Source organism: Vreelandella piezotolerans (assembly GCF_012427705.1).
Classification (GTDB): domain Bacteria; phylum Pseudomonadota; class Gammaproteobacteria; order Pseudomonadales; family Halomonadaceae; genus Vreelandella; species Vreelandella piezotolerans.
The window spans coordinates 2,127,996-2,148,192 of sequence record NZ_CP048602.1; the positions used below are offsets into that span (position 1 = coordinate 2,127,996).

At 57.0% G+C, this 20,197-nt stretch carries 15 protein-coding genes; 8 read left to right on the top strand and 7 right to left on the bottom strand.

All coding sequences use genetic code 11. From position 1 onward, the window contains the following. The first annotated feature begins 91 nt into the window (after positions 1-91). From GYM47_RS09805 to GYM47_RS09840, 8 genes are all read left to right on the top strand, one after another. Positions 92-2,578, top strand: a complete 2,487-nt coding sequence (locus GYM47_RS09805; protein WP_153843720.1) for an acyl-CoA dehydrogenase — start codon at positions 92-94, stop codon at positions 2,576-2,578. Between the two features lie 393 nt (positions 2,579-2,971). Beyond that, the gene (locus GYM47_RS09810; protein ID WP_153843719.1) at positions 2,972-4,072 is read left to right on the top strand and encodes an ABC transporter ATP-binding protein; all 1,101 of its coding nucleotides are present in this window, start codon (positions 2,972-2,974) and stop codon (positions 4,070-4,072) included. After that, positions 4,065-5,165, top strand: a complete 1,101-nt coding sequence (locus GYM47_RS09815; protein WP_153843718.1) for an ABC transporter ATP-binding protein — start codon at positions 4,065-4,067, stop codon at positions 5,163-5,165. The genes GYM47_RS09810 and GYM47_RS09815 overlap by 8 nt, the downstream gene beginning before the upstream one ends. Continuing rightward, on the top strand, positions 5,158-6,045 hold the full coding sequence (locus GYM47_RS09820) for a carbohydrate ABC transporter permease (protein ID WP_044628028.1): 888 nt from the start codon (positions 5,158-5,160) through the stop codon (positions 6,043-6,045). Before GYM47_RS09815 ends, GYM47_RS09820 begins: the two co-directional genes overlap by 8 nt. A gap of 1 nt (position 6,046) precedes the next feature. Next, positions 6,047-6,940, top strand: a complete 894-nt coding sequence (locus GYM47_RS09825; protein ID WP_062359364.1) for a carbohydrate ABC transporter permease — start codon at positions 6,047-6,049, stop codon at positions 6,938-6,940. An 11-nt stretch (positions 6,941-6,951) separates the two neighbouring features. After that, complete coding sequence (locus GYM47_RS09830; protein WP_044628030.1) at positions 6,952-7,224, top strand: DUF2160 domain-containing protein; 273 nt, start codon at positions 6,952-6,954, stop codon at positions 7,222-7,224. 82 nt (positions 7,225-7,306) lie between these two features. Next, the gene (locus GYM47_RS09835; protein ID WP_153843717.1) at positions 7,307-9,046 is read left to right on the top strand and encodes an ABC transporter substrate-binding protein; all 1,740 of its coding nucleotides are present in this window, start codon (positions 7,307-7,309) and stop codon (positions 9,044-9,046) included. 125 nt (positions 9,047-9,171) lie between these two features. Further along, complete coding sequence (locus GYM47_RS09840) at positions 9,172-10,812, top strand: glycerol-3-phosphate dehydrogenase/oxidase (protein WP_153843716.1); 1,641 nt, start codon at positions 9,172-9,174, stop codon at positions 10,810-10,812. Positions 10,813-10,914: 102 nt separating this feature from the next. Here the strand turns inward: GYM47_RS09840 and GYM47_RS09845 are convergent, their stop codons facing one another. From GYM47_RS09845 to GYM47_RS09875, 7 genes are all read right to left on the bottom strand, one after another. Continuing rightward, a complete protein-coding gene (locus GYM47_RS09845; RefSeq protein ID WP_044628033.1) occupies positions 10,915-11,139 on the bottom strand; it encodes a hypothetical protein in 225 nt (74 codons plus the stop codon). A 604-nt stretch (positions 11,140-11,743) separates the two neighbouring features. Beyond that, on the bottom strand, positions 11,744-13,228 hold the full coding sequence (gene glpK / locus GYM47_RS09850; protein WP_153843715.1) for a glycerol kinase GlpK: 1,485 nt from the start codon (positions 13,226-13,228) through the stop codon (positions 11,744-11,746). 145 nt (positions 13,229-13,373) lie between these two features. Next, a complete protein-coding gene (locus tag GYM47_RS09855) occupies positions 13,374-14,132 on the bottom strand; it encodes a DeoR/GlpR family transcriptional regulator (RefSeq protein ID WP_139527350.1) in 759 nt (252 codons plus the stop codon). A gap of 113 nt (positions 14,133-14,245) precedes the next feature. After that, positions 14,246-16,084: an SLC13 family permease gene (locus tag GYM47_RS09860; RefSeq protein ID WP_153843714.1), complete on the bottom strand. Its 1,839-nt coding sequence runs from the start codon at positions 16,082-16,084 to the stop codon at positions 14,246-14,248. Positions 16,085-16,230: 146 nt separating this feature from the next. Further along, positions 16,231-17,034: an enoyl-CoA hydratase-related protein gene (locus tag GYM47_RS09865; RefSeq protein WP_153843713.1), complete on the bottom strand. Its 804-nt coding sequence runs from the start codon at positions 17,032-17,034 to the stop codon at positions 16,231-16,233. Beyond that, positions 17,031-19,211: an acetate--CoA ligase family protein gene (locus tag GYM47_RS09870; protein WP_153843712.1), complete on the bottom strand. Its 2,181-nt coding sequence runs from the start codon at positions 19,209-19,211 to the stop codon at positions 17,031-17,033. The genes GYM47_RS09865 and GYM47_RS09870 overlap by 4 nt, the downstream gene beginning before the upstream one ends. 66 nt (positions 19,212-19,277) lie before the next feature. Next, a complete protein-coding gene (locus GYM47_RS09875; RefSeq protein ID WP_153843711.1) occupies positions 19,278-20,087 on the bottom strand; it encodes an enoyl-CoA hydratase/isomerase family protein in 810 nt (269 codons plus the stop codon). Positions 20,088-20,197 lie beyond the last annotated feature (110 nt).

Sequence of the window (20,197 nt, forward strand, 5' to 3'; positions counted from 1 at the left end):
GTGAAAGGCTTGCACTAAGCATCATGACTCTGCGAATATTCAAACATACGTTTAAATACGTTCATTGATAACCACCCCACGGAGAACACCCATGCTCACCTTACTCCTCATCGTGCTCGCCGCTGCCGGCTTGCTCGTGGTGATGCGTCGCGAGGCAGGGGCCACACCTGCGCTTGCTCTATTAGGCGTATTGGGCTTAGTCGGCCTGGTACTCGGCGCCCCGGTCGTGGGCACACTGCTGTTGATTGGCGCTGCGGCAGTGGCCGTTGCAGGCTTGCCTGTGCTGCGTCGTCAATGGTTGACGCCGCGCATCTTTGCCACTTTCAAAAAGGTCGCCCCGAAAGTATCAGCGACCGAGCGTACCGCCTTGGAAGCGGGCAGCGTCTCTTGGGACGGTGAACTCTTCTCGGGTAAACCCCAGTGGCAGTCGCTGCTCGACTTCAACGACGACGGTTTGAGTGACGATGAGCAGGCGTTTTTAGACAACCAGTGCGCCAAAGCCGCTGGCATGTGCAACGCTTGGGATATCGCCCGTGAGCGCGCCGACCTGCCCCAGGAGCTATGGGACTTCCTGAAGAAAGAGGGCTTCTTCGGCATGATCATTCCGAAGGAGTACGGCGGCTTGGGCTTTTCGGCTAAAGCGCAATCCATGGTGCTGCAAAAGCTCTCCGCCAACGAAACGCTGATGGTCACCGTGGGCGTTCCAAACTCTCTCGGCCCGGGCGAACTGCTGCTGAAGTACGGCACCCAAGCACAGAAAGATCACTATCTGCCGCGCCTGGCCGATGGTCGTGAGATTCCCTGCTTTGGCCTCACCGGCCCCCGTGCAGGCTCCGATGCGACTTCGCTGCCGGATACCGGCGTGGTGTGTAAGCAGGTCATTAATGGCGAGGAAGTGGTCGGCGTGCGCCTGAACTTCGAGAAGCGCTGGATCACCCTGGCGCCCATCGCCACCGTGGTTGGCCTAGCATTCCGTCTCTTCGACCCGGACAACCTGCTCGGCGACGAAGAAGATCGGGGCATTACCCTGGCGCTGATTCCCCGCGATACCCAAGGCATGGAGATCGGCCGTCGCCATCACCCTATTGGCAGCCCGTTCATGAATGGCCCGATCAAGGGCAAAGACGTGTTCGTACCGCTGGACACCATCATCGGCGGCCCGGACATGATCGGCCAAGGCTGGCGTATGCTGGTCGAGTGTCTCTCGATTGGCCGTTGCATCACGCTACCCTCCGGCGCGACGGGCACCGCGCGTTACGCGCTGGGCTGGAGCGGCGGTTTCACCCGCGTGCGTCGTCAGTTCAACGTGCCGGTTGCTGAAATGGAAGGCGTTCAAGAGCCGTTGGCGCGCATGGCGTCGCTGGCTTACATTTCCGCCGCCACGGTCTACCAAACCGCTAACCTGATCGACCACGGCGAAAAGCCCGCCGTCCCCTCGGCCATTCTGAAAAGCCAACTGACCGAGTTCCAGCGCGTGCTGCTCAGCGATGCAATGGATGTTCACGGTGGTAAAGCGGTCACGCTTGGCCCGCGCAACTATCTAGGTATTGGCTATAGCGCCAACCCGGTGGCCATTACCGTGGAAGGCGCGAACATCATGACCCGCAACCTGATGATCTTTGGTCAGGGCGCCATCCGCTGCCACCCCTACGTGCTGGAGGAGTTGGCTGCCAAGGATGCCAACGACGCGAAAGCATTCGACAAGGCGTTCTTTGGTCATGCGGGCCTGATTTTCGGCAACGCGGCCCGCGCCTTCACGCTGGGCTTCGGCCTCGGCAAGCCCAGCGTGCCGTTCAGCGGTCCGGCCGTTGGCTACGCGCAGGACATCGCGCGCCTGTCAGCCGGCTTTGGCCTCTGCGCCGACGCCGCCATGGCCAGCCTGGGCTCCACGCTGAAAAAACGCGAAATGCTCTCGGCGCGCCTAGGCGACGTACTTTCCAACCTCTACCTAGCTTCCATGGTGCTCAAACAGTGGCACACCGGTAACAAAGTCGAAGGTGAAGAAGCCCTCCTGCATTACAGCCTCCGCTTCCTGCTCAATCGCGCTGAACAAGCCTTCGTGGAAATTTTCGATAATCTCCCCAATCGTGCGCTTGGCAAAACGCTAAAAGTGGTTGTCATGCCGACGGGCCGCCGTTGGAACAAACCCCATGACGACCTGGCGCGAGATATTGCCCAGCGAGTATCGACTCATAGCGCGCTGCGCAGCAAGCTGCTTTCGAACACCTGGGACAAAGACGACGGTGCCGTGAGCAATCCGCTGGCACGCTATAACGCTCTGCTGGGTGATTACGACCGCGCCGAAGCGATCTACCGCACGGTCAACAAAGCCTACGCCAAAGGGGAACTGCCACAAACCGCGCTGCACCCCGAAGCACGTGTGGAAGCCGCGTTGGAGACAGGCTTGATCAACGAAGAGGACGCTGCCTTCATGCGCACATTCGAAGCCGAAGTGCTGGAAATGCTGACCGTCGATGACTTCGCTTACGACGCCTTTGCCAACGACAAGTCGACATTGATCGACCACAACGCAACATCGGCCAAGGCGTCACCATCGGCAGAAACCAGCGTCAAATAACACGACCCTCATCTAGCGAGACCCTCGACCGGCCCTTTTGGGGCCGGTTTTTTTTGCGCGGACGTCATGTTCTAAAACGAAGCAAACGAACATGAAAGCACTCAAAAGCCATTGGCGAACGCTCAGCTGTCGATTCAACGAGTCAAAAAAGCACCATTCGGGCTCTTTCTACGCCTAAAAGCGAATACAAACGGCCATCAAAAGCGTTGCAAGTTCGAAAATGATCAACTAGCCTTTCGTTAATGAAAATATCGCCTGGGTAGGTTGTCTGATAATAAACGGTCAACAAACATGACCAACCACCCATCCCGCGATCAGCGCGCTGCGCAACTATCGACGATACCACCCATATCGATACCACCTATCAATAACAACGACGCTAGCGAGATTGGCATGTCCTTACATTTGCAACACATCGACCATGTCGTCGGGGGTCAATCCCACATCAGTGGGGTGGATCTCGAACTGGAACCCGGTTCCTTCAACGTATTGCTGGGACGGACCTTGGCAGGCAAAACCACGCTCATGCGTCTCATGGCAGGCTTGGAGCAACCTACCCGCGGGCGCATCTTCATGGACGGCAAAGACGTCACGGGCGTGTCGGTTCGCAAACGCAACGTATCGATGGTCTACCAACAGTTCATCAATTACCCCAGCCTGACGGTACGCGACAATATTGCTTCACCGCTGAAACTAGCCAAAACGCCTCAGCAGGAAATCGATCGCCGTGTCGGCAGCATTGCCGAAATGCTGCATATCGAACATCTCCTCGATCGCTACCCGCAAGAGCTCTCCGGCGGACAGCAGCAGCGGACGGCCATGGGACGCGCACTCGTCAAAGATGCCGATCTGATTTTGTTCGACGAGCCGTTGGTCAACCTGGACTACAAACTGCGCGAAGAGCTGCGCGACGAGCTGCGTGAGCTGTTCAAAGCCCGTAACTGCATTGCCGTTTATGCGACCACCGAACCCAACGAAGCGCTGGCACTCGGCGGCAATACGGCCGTGCTGCACGAAGGACGGCTGCTCCAGTACGGCCCCACCGAGCAAGTGTATCGCGAGCCCAACGGTCGCCACAGCGCCGAGATGTTCTCCGAGCCGCCGATCAACATCGTGCCCGGCAAACTCACCGCGACGGACATCACCTTCGATCAGTCGCTACATTTTCCCTGCGACCCAGCGCTGCAAATGCTAGCCCCTGGCGATTACGACTTTGGCGTGCGCGCCTCTCATATCACCCTCAAACCCCAGTCAGTCGACGATCTCGAGCTGCCGGTCAGGGTCGACGTCGCCGAGATAAGCGGTTCTGAAACGTTCTTACACGTGCGCCATGAGCGCTTCCCTCTGGTGCTGCATTTAGCGGGAATTCACGAGTTTCACGTCAACGATGCGATCAACGTGTACTTCCCAACGCATCAGCTCTACGCCTTCGATAAACAGGGCAGCACCGTGCACATCCCCTCTTCTGCTCAAGGGAGCGTTGCTCATGGCTGAGATTACTTTAAAAGGCTTGGCGCACAGCTATAGCAAAAGTCCTAGCAGCCAAAGCGATTACGCCATTCGTCAGATGGATCACGTGTGGCATCAGGGCGGCGCTTATGCCCTGCTGGGCCCGTCGGGCTGCGGTAAATCAACGCTGTTGAACATCATTTCGGGCCTGCTGGAGCCTTCAGAAGGTGACGTACTGTTCGACGGGCATCGCGTGAACGAGCTGCCACCGGAGGAGCGCAACATTGCCCAGGTGTTTCAGTTCCCGGTGATCTACGACACCATGACGGTGTACGACAACCTGGCTTTTCCGTTACGCAACATGAACACTCCCGAGTACAAGGTCGACCCGAAAGTTCGTGAAATTGCCGACATACTCGATCTTACGCCGCTGCTCTCTCGGAAAGCCAAAAACCTCACCGCCGATGAGAAGCAGAAAGTGTCCATGGGCCGCGGCCTAGTGCGTGACGACGTCTCCGCCATCTTGTTCGATGAGCCGCTCACGGTGATCGATCCACAGCTGAAGTGGAAGCTGCGCCGCAAGCTCAAAGAGATCCATGAGCGCTTCAATATCACCATGATCTACGTCACCCACGATCAGCTCGAAGCCTCTACCTTCGCGGACAAGATCGCGGTGATGTACGACGGCCAGGTGGTGCAGTTCGGCACGCCTCGTGAGCTGTTCGAAAAACCGGCGCATACCTTCGTGGGTTACTTCATTGGCAGCCCAGGCATGAACTTCATGAGCGTTACCCATCGAGCGGGCAATGTGATGTTTGGCGATCTGCCACTACCTGTGAACGAGGCCATTAGCCGCAGCGTGGCGGCGTCTAGCTCTAGCAATATCAAACTCGGCATTCGCCCTGAGTTCATTTCCGTCAGCCAAACCCCCGGGGCTGACAGCGTACCTATTGAAGTGGTCAACCTGCAGGACTTGGGCACCTATTCATTGCTGAGCTTTACCCTCAATGGCCAGTTGTTCAAGGCAAGGCTGCCCGAGGGGCATGCGCCGATCGGGGACGCGGCCCACGCCACGTTTTCCGATCAGCACATCGCGCTTTATGTCGATGAATACCTAGTGGAGATCGGCCATGAATAACAAAGTACTCAATAACCGCGCATGGCTACTGGTACTTCCCATGCTGGTGCTGGTGGCCTTTTCCGCCATCATTCCTTTGATGACCGTGGTCAACTACTCGGTACAGGACGTGCTCGGCCCTAATGCCCGCTTCTTCACCGGTACCGAGTGGTTTCATAGCATCTTGAACGACTCGGCGCTGCGCGATGCCTTCGTGCGTCAGATTTTGTTTTCCCTGACCATTCTCGCCATCCAAGTGCCTTTGGGCATTGGCATTGCGCTGATCATGCCTAAGCGCGGCTGGCAGGCCTCTGCCGTACTGATCTTGATTACCCTGCCGCTTCTGATCCCTTGGAACGTGGTGGGCAGCATTTGGCAGATCTTCACCCGTGGCGATATCGGCCTGATGGGCTGGGGCCTGCGGGAGTTGGGCATCAACTACAACATTACCCGCAATGCGGGGGATGCCTGGGCGACGATCATTTTGATGGACGTGTGGCACTGGACCCCACTGGTGGCCATGCTCTGCTACAGCGGCCTGCGTTCGATTCCCGAGGCTTACTACCAAGCCGCGCGTATCGACCGCGCCTCCAAGTGGGCCATCTTCCGCTACATCCAGCTTCCCAAGCTCACCAACGTGCTGGTCATTGCGGTGCTCCTGCGTTTCATGCACTCGTTCATGATTTACGCCGAACCTTTCGTACTGACCGGCGGCGGCCCGGGTAGCTCCACGACCTTTCTGAGCCAGTCACTGGCCACCATGGCCATCGGCCAGCAGGATCTAGGACCCTCTGCCGCGTTCTCGATCATCTACTTCCTGGTCATTTTGCTGGTGAGCTGGGTCTTCTACACCACCATCATGCACATGCAAAAAGATAAGAACCCGCACGGGGGAGCATGATATGTACCGCATAGACAACGCCCAGCAGGGCGAGAAGTACAACACCATATTTAGCCGCACGACCCCGGCCCAACGGCGCAAGCGCAACGCTCGCAGTCGCTTTCGCGCGCGGTTTCTCTTGGGGCTCTATCTGTTTCTGATGATCTTGCCAATTTACTGGCTTATCAACATGTCGCTGCAAACCAACAGCGAGATTTTGGGCTCCATGACGCTATGGCCCCAAAACCTGACGTTCGATAACTACATCGGCATTTTCACTAACTCAAGCTGGTACATGGGTTATGTGAACTCGATGTTGTATGTAGCGCTCAACATGCTGATCACCATCTGTGTGGCGCTACCTGCCGCCTATGCGTTCAGCCGTTACCGCTTCATCGGCGACAAGCACCTGTTCTTCTGGCTGCTCACCAACCTGATGGCACCGCCTGCGGTGTTCCTGCTGCCCTATTTCCAGCTCTACTACTCGGTAGGCTTGTTCGATACCCACATTGCCGTGGCGTTGGCCCACTGCCTGTTCAACATTCCGTTGGCCATCTGGATTTTGGAAGGTTTCATGAGCAGCGTGCCGAAAGAGATCGATGAGACGGCCTATATCGATGGGTATAGCTTTCCACGCTTCTTCATCAAGATCTTCATCCCTATGATCCGTTCCGGTATCGGTGTGACGCTCTTCTTCCTGTTCATGTTCTCGTGGGTCGAGCTGCTGCTGGCTCGCACGCTAACAGCGACCGATGCCCAACCGATTGGCATGATCATGACACGGACCTCCACCGCGTCGGGTATCGATTGGGGCACACTGGCCGCCGCCGGGGTGCTGACCATCGTGCCGGGCATTTTGGTGGTGTACTTCGTTCGCAACCATATCGCCAAGGGCTTTGCCCTGGGCCGCACCTAAGGAGCACCGTTATGTCTTGGATGGTATGGACGACACCGACTGCCATTTTCTTTTCATCCATTGCAGCGATGCTAGCAGGGATGACGCTGTGGGAGATCTTATCCCCCACCGTCGAACGCAAGGGGTTTCTACCCATTAGCACCACCCGCGGCGACCGGCTGTTCATCGGCCTGCTCTCCGCCGCGTTTATTCACCTGGGGGTGATTGGCTTCACAACGCTATCCATTTGGATAGCGCTGGCACTATCAGCGGTATGGCTGCTGGTGTTGATGCGCTGGGGCTAGGCCAACGGCTTTCTCAGCGGATGTACGGCGGTATCAAGGACGCTCACGTCATCAAGGAAGAGCACAACAAAACGAGGTCAACATGCGTAATAACAAGTTCAAACTCACTACCCTCGCCGCTAGCCTAATGCTCGCATCGGGAAGTCTCATGGCAGATGACCACGACGCGCGGGCCATAGCGGAGCGCCTGGTAGACGAGCACTTCCAAGATTCGACGCTCAGCCGCGAGGAGCAGATCGAAGAACTACTCTGGTTTGCCAAAGCGGCCGAGCCGTTCCGGGGCATGGATATTCAGACCGTAGCCGAAGGCCTGACCACGCACGTGTATGAAAGCGAAGTGCTCGCTCCCGCGTTTAGCGAGCTGACCGGCATCAACCTGACCCATAACATCATCGGCGAAGGTGACGTGGTCGACACCATGCAGAACCAGATGCAGTCGGGCAACAGCATCTACGACGGCTTCGTCAACGACACCGACTCCATCGGCACGCATATTCGCTACGGCACCACCATCAACCTTAGCGAAGCCATGGAGAACGAGTGGGCAGACTATACCCTGCCGACGCTGGACCTGGACGACTTCATCGGTTTGCAGTATGGCACCGGCCCCGATGGCAGCCTCTATCAGCTCCCTACCCAGCAGTTCGCCAACCTTTACTGGTTCCGTTATGACTGGTTCCAGCGTGAAGACTTGCAAGAGCAGTTCCGTGACATTTACGGCTACGATTTAGGCGTGCCCACCAACTGGACCGCTTATGAAGATATCGCCGAATTCTTTACCGAGCATGTCGGTGAGATCGACGGTACTAAGGTCTACGGGCACATGGACTACGGCCGCCGCGACCCCTCTTTGGGTTGGCGCTTCCACGACTCCTGGCTCTCCATGGCAGGCATGGGTAGCCCCGGCGTACCGTCCGGCAATCCGGTGGATGACTGGGGTATTCGTGTGAATGAAGAGAGCCAGCCGGTCGGCGCAAGCGTAAGCCGGGGTGGTGCGACCAACTCACCTGCTTCCGTCTTCGCCATGCAGAAAGCCGTGGATTGGCTGCGTGATTTCGCACCGCCCGAAGCCCAGGGCATGACCTTTGGTGAAGCTGGCCCCGTGCCCGCCCAGGGCCATATCGCTCAGCAGATCTTCTGGTACACCGCCTTCACCGCCGACATGACCGACCCGTCTGTTGCCGTCACCGACGACGAAGGCAACCCGCTGTGGCGCATGGCACCCTCTCCCACTGGCCCCTATTGGGAAGAGGGCATGAAGGTGGGTTATCAGGACGTAGGTGCCTGGACCTTCTTCGATTCTACGCCTGAAGATCGCCGCACGGCCGCTTGGCTGTTTGCCCAGTTCACCGTGGCGAAAACCACCTCGCTGGAAAAACTGATGGCGGGCCTAACGCCAATTCGCGAGTCGGACATCTTCTCCGAGCAGATGACCGAAATGGCACCCCGACTGGGCGGCCTGGTGGAGTTCTACCGCAGCCCCAACGAGTCTAACTGGACCCCTACCGGCACCAACGTACCGGACTACCCACGCATGGCACCGCTGTGGTGGCAGAACCTGGCACCGGTGATGAGTGGTGAAGTCACGCCCCAAGAAGGCCTCGACAAGCTCGCCGCCGACATGGACAACACCATGAACCGCTTGGCACGGGCCAACGTCTTCGACAGCTATGCCCCGGTGCTGAACGAAGAACGCGACCCGCAGTACTGGCTTGACCAGGAAGGCGCACCCAAAGCGAAGCTGGATAACGAGATGCCGCAAGGCACCACCGTTCCTTACGATGAAATGATGGAAGCATGGATGGCGGCCGGCACCCGCTAAGACCTATAGGGCGGGCGCCAGCCCGCCCCTTTTCCGTGGTGTCATCAGCGGCGGGCATTGTTGCCCTCTCCACTCGTTGAGACCGCAACCGACACGGGGCTTTTTCTTAATTAATTGGAACCGCTATGAAACTGCGTAACCGTAATGTCGAGAAATTGCACACTGATGACTTTGACGCACTGATTATCGGTGGCGGCATCAATGGTGCAGCAACCGCCGCTGCTCTTGCGGGCAAAGGTGCTAAAGTAGCCCTAATCGACCGTGGCGACTTTGCTGGCAGTACCAGCATGCACTCCTCGAACCTGGTTTGGGGCGGCATCAAATACATGGAAAGCAAAGACTTTGCGCTGGTACGTAAGCTCTGCAAAAGCCGCAACCACTTAATCAAAAGCTACCCGTCTACCGTTCAAGAAATTCGTTTCCTCACCACGATTACACAAGGTTTCCGCCACTCTCCGCGCTATTTGTGGGCGGGCACTTGGCTTTACTGGCTCATGGGCAACGGCTTTACCAAGCTACCGCGCCTACTCTCGCCCAAAAAGATCAAGAAAGAAGAGCCGATTATCGACATTGAAGGTGCCGTTGGCGGGTTCGAGTACTCGGATGCTTACCTGCATGATAACGACGCTCGCTTCGTGTTCAACTTCGTGCGCCATGCGCTCAATTACGGTGCCGTCGCTGCCAACTATGTCGAATCGCTGGGCGCTGAGCGTGAAGGCGACGTGTGGGTGACCAAAGCCCGCAACGTAATGGATGGCAGCACCTTCAATATTCGTTCCAAAGTATTGATCAACGCCGCTGGCCCCTGGGTCGACCAGCACAATGCTCTGACGGGGCAAAAAACGTCCCACCAGCACCTCTACTCGAAAGGCATTCACTTGATTGTGCCGCAGTTAACCGACACCAAGCGGGTGCTGGCGTTCTTTGCCGATGATGGACGCTTATTTTTCGTCATTCCGATGGGCAACCGCACCTGTGTCGGCACCACCGACACCCATATGGAGCACCCCGAGGTCGACGTCACCGCCGACGATATCGCGTTCGTTTTGGAGAACATCAACAAGCGCCTGACGCTCGACAAACCGCTCACCCAAGCCGACATCATATCGACGCGCTGCGGGGTACGCCCTCTCGCCATCAAGGCCGACCAGGGCAGCGACCGCGACTTCCTGCAGCTATCGCGCAAGCATGTCATCGATACCAATGCAGAGAGTGCCCATATCAGTATCTTTGGCGGCAAGCTCACTGATTGCCTCAACGTGGGCGATGAAATTGCCGAAGAGGTAAAAGCGCTTGGCGTGGCGCTCAGCGATCCTAACTTTCACTGGTATGGCGAGCCGCCCGAGCCGGTGAAGCAGCAGTTTATGGATCAAGCCAAGCGCATGAACCTGGATGCCATGACGGCGGCTACCTCTTCAGAGCCGCTCTCCTCAAGACTATGGCGACGTTATGCAGAACAAGCGATTCCCATGCTTGAGAAAATTCGCCAAGACCCTTCTGAAGCCGATATTTTGATCGAAGGCACCGAGTACATCCGCTGCGAACTCGAGCACGCGCGTGACCATGAGATGATCACGCAGTTGGAAGACTTCTTACGCCGCCGCGCCAAGGTGTCGCTGGTCGTTCACCATGAGCAGCTGCGCCAGTCGCCAGGCCTCAAAGAGGCCTGTCGGGTCCTCTTTGGCGAAGAAGCAGAAGAACGGTTTACCACCTACTTCAAAGAGAATCGTGATACATCTCGGCCGCCGGTTGAAACGCTCTCTTAAACAGAAGCGATCATCCTAAACCGTCACTCTTGCTCACATAAAAATCCCCCTGCTAACGCAATAGCAGGGGGTATTAATATCGTGAGTCAGTGTGTTAAGGCATCACTCTTCGTGTTCGACGAGAAGTTGAGAATCGCCCGCTAATACCTCATCCCATGCTTCTTCCAGCGTACAGCCCGAACGACTATCAATGGTGTCGATGACTTCGACGGCATGTTGGAGCGACTCACGATTGCTCTTCAGCGCCAATACTAGCTTGGCTAAATCTTGCTTGCTGAAAGAGCTAGCGATACGGTCGGCTTGTTGGCTCAATTCGATGCAGTTCATGGTTAGTCCCTCATGGTATGGTCAGCCGCTGCTCGTTATTGTTTGATACTTCGTAATGAATAATCGAGCAGCCATCTTAATTAACGACGAATGGTGACATTGCTACTCATGCTGGGCCGGGTAAGTGCCCAGTTCGGTAACTGCGAAACGGTCACAAGCGTTACAAGACCTTCGCCTTAAGCGCCCTGGTAATACGGCAGCGCCTCGGTATGTAGCAAGGATGAGTGCGACGTATCGGGATAACAAAACACCGCCCTGATCCATGACTTCACTATGGTTCACGGCTGCCATGCTCACAATGCATCATTGGCAGCAGGCTGGGTTGTAGTTTGACTACATAACACCCATAGAAGCGCTATCGATGACGTAGACTTTCAAGAAGATAGTTAAACGACTGTTTTAAAAGGGTAGGAAAAAATCAATGGAGAAGAACTAACGCGCCTTTAAAAGATGAAAAACGCCTGCTCATTAAAAACGGATGCAGTTTACTCCTAAATAACGATTTCTCTATACGACCAAGGACGATGGCTTCGTTAAAAAACCGCCATAAAAAACGCCGCTGTTTGACAACGGCATCTTTTATGGCGCTTCGCGGCGACGTTCTTTACGTAGAGCGCACCCGGGATACCGCATCCAACCAGCCCTGGTAGAGCTTCTCACGGGTCGCCTCTTCCATGGAGGGCGTAAAGCTGCGCTCGCAACGCCAGAGCTGCTCGATCTCCTCTAACGTGTCGTACCAGCCAAGACGTAACCCTGCCAAGTAAGCCGCCCCCAGGGCCGTCGTTTCCAAAATGGTCGGACGGTCAACTTGGACATTGAGCATATCGGCCAAAAACTGCATGACCCAGCTGTTTTTCACCATACCGCCATCCACACGGAGGTTACCCGGTGACGCTTCCATATCATCGTTCATGCAGTGCTGCAGGTCGCGGGTTTGGTAACACACCGCCTGAAGCCCCGCCGCGACGATTTCGGCGATGCCAGTGTCACGCGTCAGGCCAAAAATAGCGCCACGGGCCTTAGGGTCCCAGTGCGGGGCGCCCAGGCCGGTAAACGCAGGCACCAAGTAAACGCTGTGCCCTCTGCGGGTTTTCTGGGCCAGTGCTTCGGTTTCCGAGGCATCCGCAAACAGATTCAGACCATCTCGCAGCCACTGCACCGTGGCGCCTGCTACGAAAATACTCCCCTCCATGGCGTAAGTAGGTTTGCCGTTGATACGGTAGCCAATGGTGGTCAGCAGGCGATTACGCGATACCGAGGCCGTTTCCCCGGTATTCACGATCATGAAACAGCCGGTGCCGTAGGTGCTTTTACCCATACCAGGTTTGAAACACGCCTGCCCCACCAGCGCCGCCTGCTGATCACCCGCGACACCTGCAATCGGCAGCGGCGCGCCCAGCCAGTGGGCCTCGACCGTGCCAAAATCATCGCTGGAATCGTTCACCTCGGGGAGCATATTGGCGGGTACATCAAATAGCGCCAGCAGTTCTTCGTCCCAGGTTTGGTCATGAATGTTGAACAGCGCCGTGCGCGAGGCATTGGTGGCATCGGTCACGTGACGTTTACCATCGGTCAAACGCCACATCAAAAAGCTATCGACGGTGCCGAACGCCAGCTCGCCCCGGGCAGCACGCTCGCGGGCGCCCTCGACGCAATCGAGAATCCAGGCCAGTTTGGTGGCAGAAAAGTAAGGGTCGATCAATAGGCCAGTTTTCGACTGTACTAACTCAGTATGCCCCTCGTCGCGTAGCGCCTGACAGCGCTCGGAGGTGCGACGATCTTGCCAAACGATGGCGTTGTACAGCGGCTTGCCTGTGTCGCGATCCCACACCACCGTGGTCTCACGCTGGTTGGTAATGCCGACCCCATCCACTTGCTCGGGGGTTATCTGGGCTTTGCTGAGCACTTCCCGGCAGGTCGCGATCACTGATTCCCAGATATCTTCCGGGTCGTGTTCGATCCACCCATCTTGTGGGAAGTGTTGAGGAAACTCTTGTTGGGCAACTGCCGCAATTTGGCCTTGGCGGTCAAAAAGAATGGCGCGGGAGCTGGTCGTGCCTTGATCGATGGCGAGAATAAAGGAGGACATAGCGCATTCACTTTGTTGTAGGTTCTTTCGATTTTGTCTGTTTTGTTTCGTTTTATTATCATCAGAGGCTACTCTAGGCGCCTGGAATGCTCAAGTATGAAACTCTGCCACCTTAGCCAAAGCCTGAGCACTGTCGTGACAGGCGCTAAGCAATGTGCAGCGCCACATCGTGCTGGTTGAGCAGTCGCTGAATCGCCTCGGGGGGCTTACGATCGGTAAACAGCGCATCCAGTTGGGAAATGTTACCTTGGCGCACCACTGGGTTTCGGTGGAATTTCGAGTAGTCTGCGGCTAAATACACCCTTCGCGAATTGGCAATGATCGCCTGGGCAACGCGTACCTCTTGGTAGTCAAACTCCAGAAGCGAGCCATCCTCGTCGATGCCACTGATCCCGATGATTCCGTAATCCACTTTGAACTGATTGATGAAGTCGATGGTGGCTTCGCCGATGATCCCGCCATCACGGGAGCGCACTTGACCGCCCGCGATGATCACCGTGAAGTCCTCTTTGTGTTGCAGAATCGCCGCCACATTGAGGTTGTTGGTAATGATCTCCAAACCTTGGTGCTCCAGTAGCGCTTGGGCGATCATTTCATTGCTGGTCCCGATATTGATGAACAGGGAGGCATGATGGGGTATATGCTGTGCCAAGCAGCGGGCAATGCGCTCTTTCTCTTCGAGGTGCAACGTTTTGCGGGTGCTGTAAGCCGTATTGACCGTACTTGACTCGACCCCGACACCACCATGTACGCGGCGCACGCGACCTTCGTTGGCCAGAGTGTTCAAGTCTCGACGAATGGTTTGTGGCGTGACCGCGAAGTGTTCGGTGAGCTGTTCGATACTCATGTAGCCGTGCTGGCGAACCAGTTCGACGATGGCATCCTGGCGATACTGTTGATTCATAAGCCCGGCCTGTTCGATATTTATTGGTCTATGTGCGTAATAGATTAGCAAAATTTTCGGAATCTAATAGCGCGAACCACGAACAGGCCGGAGCCCAGTGCTCCATTGATCTTCTACAGGGGCCATACCCACAATATGGCTGGGATGGCAGTGGCCATGACCACCAGCGAGAGTGGCAGCCCTAGTTTCCAGTAGTCGCCAAACCGGTAACCACCTGGCCCGAGAACCAAGGTATTCGATTGGTGCCCAATGGGCGTTAAAAACGCACAGGAGGCGCTGACGGCCACCACCATTAAAAACGGATCGAGCGAGGCGTCGAAGCCGTTGGCAAGACTGGACGCAATGGGCGCCATGAGCAGCGCCGCCGCGGCGTTGTTGACCACGTTGGAGAGCAGCATGGAGAGCAAAAATAGCCCCACCAAGGACACGACGATCGGCCACTCCACGCCAAACCGTAGCAGCGCCTCGGCGATGATATCTGCACCGCCGCTGGTCTCCAGCGCTTCACCCACCGGCAGCATGGCGGCCAGCAACACGATCACCGGCCCGTCGATGGCCTGGTAGCCATCACGCAAGGGCAGCACGCCGATCAATAGAGACACCAGTGCGGCGCTGCTCATGGCGACGGCAGCAGGCAGCAAATCGAGCAGCATGGCTACGATTGCCAGGGCGAAAATCCCCACTGAAACGGCCAATTTGCGCGGCTGTCCCAGGTGAAGCTCGCGGTTGGCCAGCGGCAAACAACCCAGCGTCGATAAACTATCGGCGATTTCGTTTTCGCTGCCCTGCAATAGCAGCACGTCGCCGGTTTGAAAACGAATGTCGCGCAGGCGCTGTTTCAAGCGGCCACCGTCACGGGCTACGGCCACGAGGTGCAGGCCAAACTGATGGTTGAGACGTAACTGGCGCACGCTGCGATTGATCATCATCGAATCGTTGCGCACGACGGCTTCGATGAGCTGCAACCCTTCGGTATCGACCGGCTGACGTTCATCGTCTTTGCCTTCATCATCGCCCTTTGACTGCCCCTCCTCAGGCTCTTCCGGCTCGGCAATCGCGCTCAAGCCCACTTTATCTTCCAGTAGTTTCAGCTCGTCGGGACCCGCTTCCAACAGCAGAATATCGCCCTCGCGAAGCACGCCATGAAACTGATAGCCTGCTCGACGGTTGTCTTCACGTACCACCGCCAAGACGGGAATGGTTTCCTCCAGTTCGTCGCGCAGCTGCTGCAGGGTAAGCCCGTTGGCTTTGGAATCCTCGGTCACTTTCAGCTCGACCAAGTAGTTGGCGGTATCGAACATATCGTCCGTAGCGGCTTGGCTATTGCGCTTGGGCGTCAATCGCCAGCCCACGATCACGATAAACATCAACCCCACCAGTGCCACCGCGACTCCCACGGGCGAGAAACTGAACATCCCAAAATTGTCGCCAGTGATATTGCCTCGGTAGGCGGAAATAATGATATTGGGTGGCGTGCCAATCAGCGTGGTCAGACCACCCAACAGAGAGCCAAATGCCAGCGGCATCAACAGCAATGAGGGAGACGTATTGTGTTCACGGGCAAGACGCATCGCCACCGGTAACAGCAGCGCCAGTGCGCCGACGTTATTCATCACGCCAGAAAGCACCACCACGGTGCCCACTAACACGAGTAGCTGTAGCATCAAGCGCTCACCCACTTTGAGTACCTGATTGGCAATGACATCCACCACGCCAGAGCGCTCGAAACCACGGCTTAACACCAACACGGCCGCCACGGTAATCACCGCTGGATGGCCAAAACCGGAAAACGCTTCATCGGCAGGGACAAGGCCCAGCATCACCGAGCCTAGCAACGCCGCCAGGGCCACTAAATCGTAACGAAATCGCCCCCAGATGAAGGCTGCCAGCGTGAGTCCCAACACGATAAACACCAGCGTACTGGGGGTCAGTCCTAAACTTTCCAGAGTCATCAGAGCGCCATCTCCCTATGTGATACCCACCGCTCTCCCGACGAGGAAAGTGCAGCGTACTGAGCGACACATTAGACGATGACTATACGAACGTACAAGCTCTGGCAAATCAATATCGCCACGAACTGCCAGTGGTAAGACACGGGTTAGCGTTTCATACGTGCCATCAGCCGCTCCACGGCTCGAAGATGCTCCGGCTCGTTATGACACATGCCTTGAAAAACGGCACAGACATCCAGAAAGGCTTTCAGCTCCATATCCGGCGCCATTTTCATTAGCCGTTTAGTCAGACGTGTCGCCTTGGGCGGCTGAGCCGCAATGCGTTGGGCATGGGCCATCGCGGTTTCCATAAGCTGTTCGGGCTCGACCACCTCCAGCACTATGCCGTAAGCAAACGCCTCCTCGGCACTGATCACTCGGCCAGAGAGCGTCAGTTCGAAGGCGCGCTGATAACCAATCTGCCGCTGCATGAACCATGCCCCGCCATCACCGGGAATGATCCCCAGATTGAGAAAGGTCTCCCCAAAGCTCGCCTTGCGAGAGGCAATACGCATATCCGCCATATTGGCCAAATCGAATCCGGCACCGATGGCCGCACCATTGACGGCGGCAATGATGGGCACTTCGACCTTATGGAGTGCCAGCGGCATCCGCTGAATGCCCGTGCGGTAGCGCTCGGCGACTTCCGCCACATCCCCCGCAAAATCGCCGCCGCGCTCGGCCATGTCTTTTACGTTTCCACCGGCACAAAACGCACTGCCCGCTCCGGTAATCAACAGCACCGATACTTCCTGGCAGCCATTCACCCAGGCGGCGGTGGCGACGATGTCGTCAACGAGTGCGGTGCCCGTTAAGGCATTGCGCACGTCGTGGCGATCAAGGGTAAGTGTCGCCACGCGATTATCTAGAGTGAGAGTGGCATCGGTTAATTCGGGTAATGGTTGGCTCATGGTTGGCGCTCCACAATGATTCGGGCATCGACGATGGCATAGTTAGCGGCACAGTGGCCTTTTGGATAGGCAATCACCGGGTTCAAGTCTAGTTCGCGAATATCTGGGTAAGCCTCTACGAGCTTAGACACCTGCATCAGCAGCGACACTAGCGCTTCCTTATCGACCCCTGCAGCCCCCCGCACCCCTGCCAGCACTTTCTGCGCTTTAATTTGATCGACCATGGAGCGTGCGTCGCGCAGGGTCAGCGGCAGCGAGCGGAAAGCAACGTCCTCTAGCACCTCCACGAAAATGCCGCCTAAGCCAAACATCAGCACCGGGCCAAACATCGGGTCGCGCAGCATGCCGATAATCACCTCGACGCCTTTCTCAGCCATGGGCGTGACCAGCACGCCCTCTATCTGGGCGTTCGGGTCGTAAGCCTGGGCGTTTGAGTGAATGGCCTGAAAGGCATCGCGCAGTGCGGCGTCACCCACTAAGTTGAGCTTGACCCCGTCCGCGTCGGATTTATGCAGAATGTCTTTTGAAACCACCTTCATCGCCAGCGGCACTTTTGCGGTTTGCTCGGCGATCTTGGCCAGCTCTTCCTCCTGGCGTACCAGCCACTCGGTAGGTACGGTAATGCCGTGCTCCGCCAGCAGAGCCTTTGCTTCAAACTCCAATAAATCGCGCCCTTCCGCCTTGGCCGCTTTTAGCATGGTCTTGCCTGTTTCCGATGGCGCGGCGGGCGCTATCGTCTCTTGTGCCTGTTGGCTGGCGAGGTACTCTCCTCGCTCACCTAGGGCAGCAAGCACGCGCACCGCATGCTCAATCGAGGAATACACCGGCAAACCGGCTTCGTGTAGACGGCGCAACGCAGGCGGTTTGATCGGCGCATAAAGGCTGTAAATCACCAGGGGTTTCTCAGAGGCTTGAGCAAGCTCTACCATGCGCTCTGCGCCGCGCATCTCGTCGCCCATCAGTGATTCTGCAAAACGCAGGCTGTACCCGCCGAACATGCCCACCAGAAAGACGCTATCGACGCCTTCATCCGCCATCACCAGCTCGATGCAGCGTGCAAGCAGCGAAGGGTTAGCATCCGAGGAGCCTGCCACGTCCACCGGGTTAAGGGTAGATGCCTGAGGCAGTAACACCTCGCGCAGTGCAGAGCGAGTAGCGTCAGAAAGCTCGGCCAGTGCCAGTCCCGCTTCCGATAACCGGTCGGCGGCAATGGTGGCTTGGCCACCGCCGTCAGAAATCACCGCCACGCGCTTACCGGGGGCTTTTTGGAGCCGCCCCAATCCTTCCGCCACGGGCAGGATTTCATCGGAGTACTGCACCACGCTAACGCCTGCCTGGCGCAACAAATCGACGGTCATTTGGTAGCTACCGGCCAACGCACCGGTATGGGAGCTGGCGGCTTTTTGGCCCTGCTCGGTGGCACCGGATTTATACACCACCACCGGCTTCATGGCGGTCACGTCACGGGCCACTTTCAGAAACTGCTGCCCATCACGGAAGCCCTCCACGTAGAGCGTAGCCACGCGAGTGTGCTCGTCCTCCCCTAAATAGCGCAGGTAATCGTTAAAGCCGATATCGCTCTGGTTGCCAGGACCAACGTAGGTGCTGAACCCCACTTGCCCGTTATGCTGGGCTTCCAGCGCAAGAGAGAGCAGCATATTGCCGGACTGAGACACAATGCCGATATCCCCCGGCTTGACGTTATCCAGCGCCAGCAAGTTAATTTGGTGGTGCAGGTTAAACATGCCAGAAGTGTTTGGGCCGATGATACGCACGCCGTGGGCACGGGCGATATCCATCATCTGTGCCTCCAGCGCTGCCCCCTCTTCGCCGGTTTCGCCAAACCCGCTGGCCAGAATGACCGCCCCTTTCACCCCCCGGCGGCCACACTGGGCAATCAGCGCAGGCACGCTGGCCGCAGGCGTGCATAGCAGCGCAAGCTCAGGGCGGCCCGGCATCTCGGTGAGTGAAGGCCACGCCTGCACGCCTAAAATGTGATCGGCTTTGGGATTGATGGGGTAAATATGTCCCCGGTAGCCGCCATTAATCAGCCCAACCATGGCTTTGTAGCCCCGTTTGGTGGGGTCTGCAGAAGCGCCTACTACGGCAATGCCAGAGGGCGCTAAGATATCATGCAGCGGGCTGCGCAGTGGAAGATGGCCTTCGAGAGTATTCATTGCGTGACCTGTTTGACAAAGAAGTGCGTGACGGAGTGATACCAAGCTAATTCAAAAGGGCCGAGATCATTGGCCCTGGAAATTTGGCGCTCGCCGCTCGGCAAAGGCATCGACCCCCTCTTGCCAATCATCGGTCGTGGAACAAGTAAACACCGCGTCCAACTCCTGTTGAAGCTGGCTCTCCATGCTTGTATGGGTACTGCGGTTGACCAGCGGCTTTAACATCGCCATGGACACAGGCGCCTGCTTGGCCAGCCGTTCGGCAAGCAGCTGGGCTTCGGCCATCAGCTGCGTTTGCGGATAGCTCGCCAGCGCTAGCCCCATCTCGGCGGCTTCAGGCCCATAAAGTTTGTCACCTAAGTAGAGCAGGCGGCGGGCCTGGGTGAGCCCCACCAGTTGGGGAAGCAGTTTGGAAACGCCGCCACCTACGCACGTCCCGATACTGGTTTCTGGAAAGCCTATCTGCGCGTCATCGGCCATGACGACAAAATCGCAGGCGACGGCCATTTCCGCGCCTGCCCCCAGCGCATAACCGTTCACTGCCGCCACCACCGGCTTACCGAGCTGGGTGATGGCCTCGCATACGTCGTTACCCAGCTGCAAATAGCCCCGACGCTGAAACAGCGTGCGCGCGGCACTGCCGTGGGCTTTCATATCGGCCCCCACACAAAACGCCCGGCCTTCACCGGTCAGCACCAACGCCCGGACCTGAGGCGACTGCTGTGCTATTCGCAGCACATCCAGCAGCTCTTGGTAGAGCGCCTCAACAACGGCGTTGAGGCGCTGCGGGCGATTCAGTCGTACGGTCATTACGCGGGCATTTAAACTCACCAGCAGCGTTTCATAATTGGGCAGCGCAGTAGCGTCAGCAGGCATGGTGCTTTTTCTAACCTCCTCGGAACAGTCGTCAAAACTCAACGAAACGTTTGTTTCTTTATTTAAAATAAAAAGAAACGAATGTGTTTTTTTTTGAACGATAAAGTAGT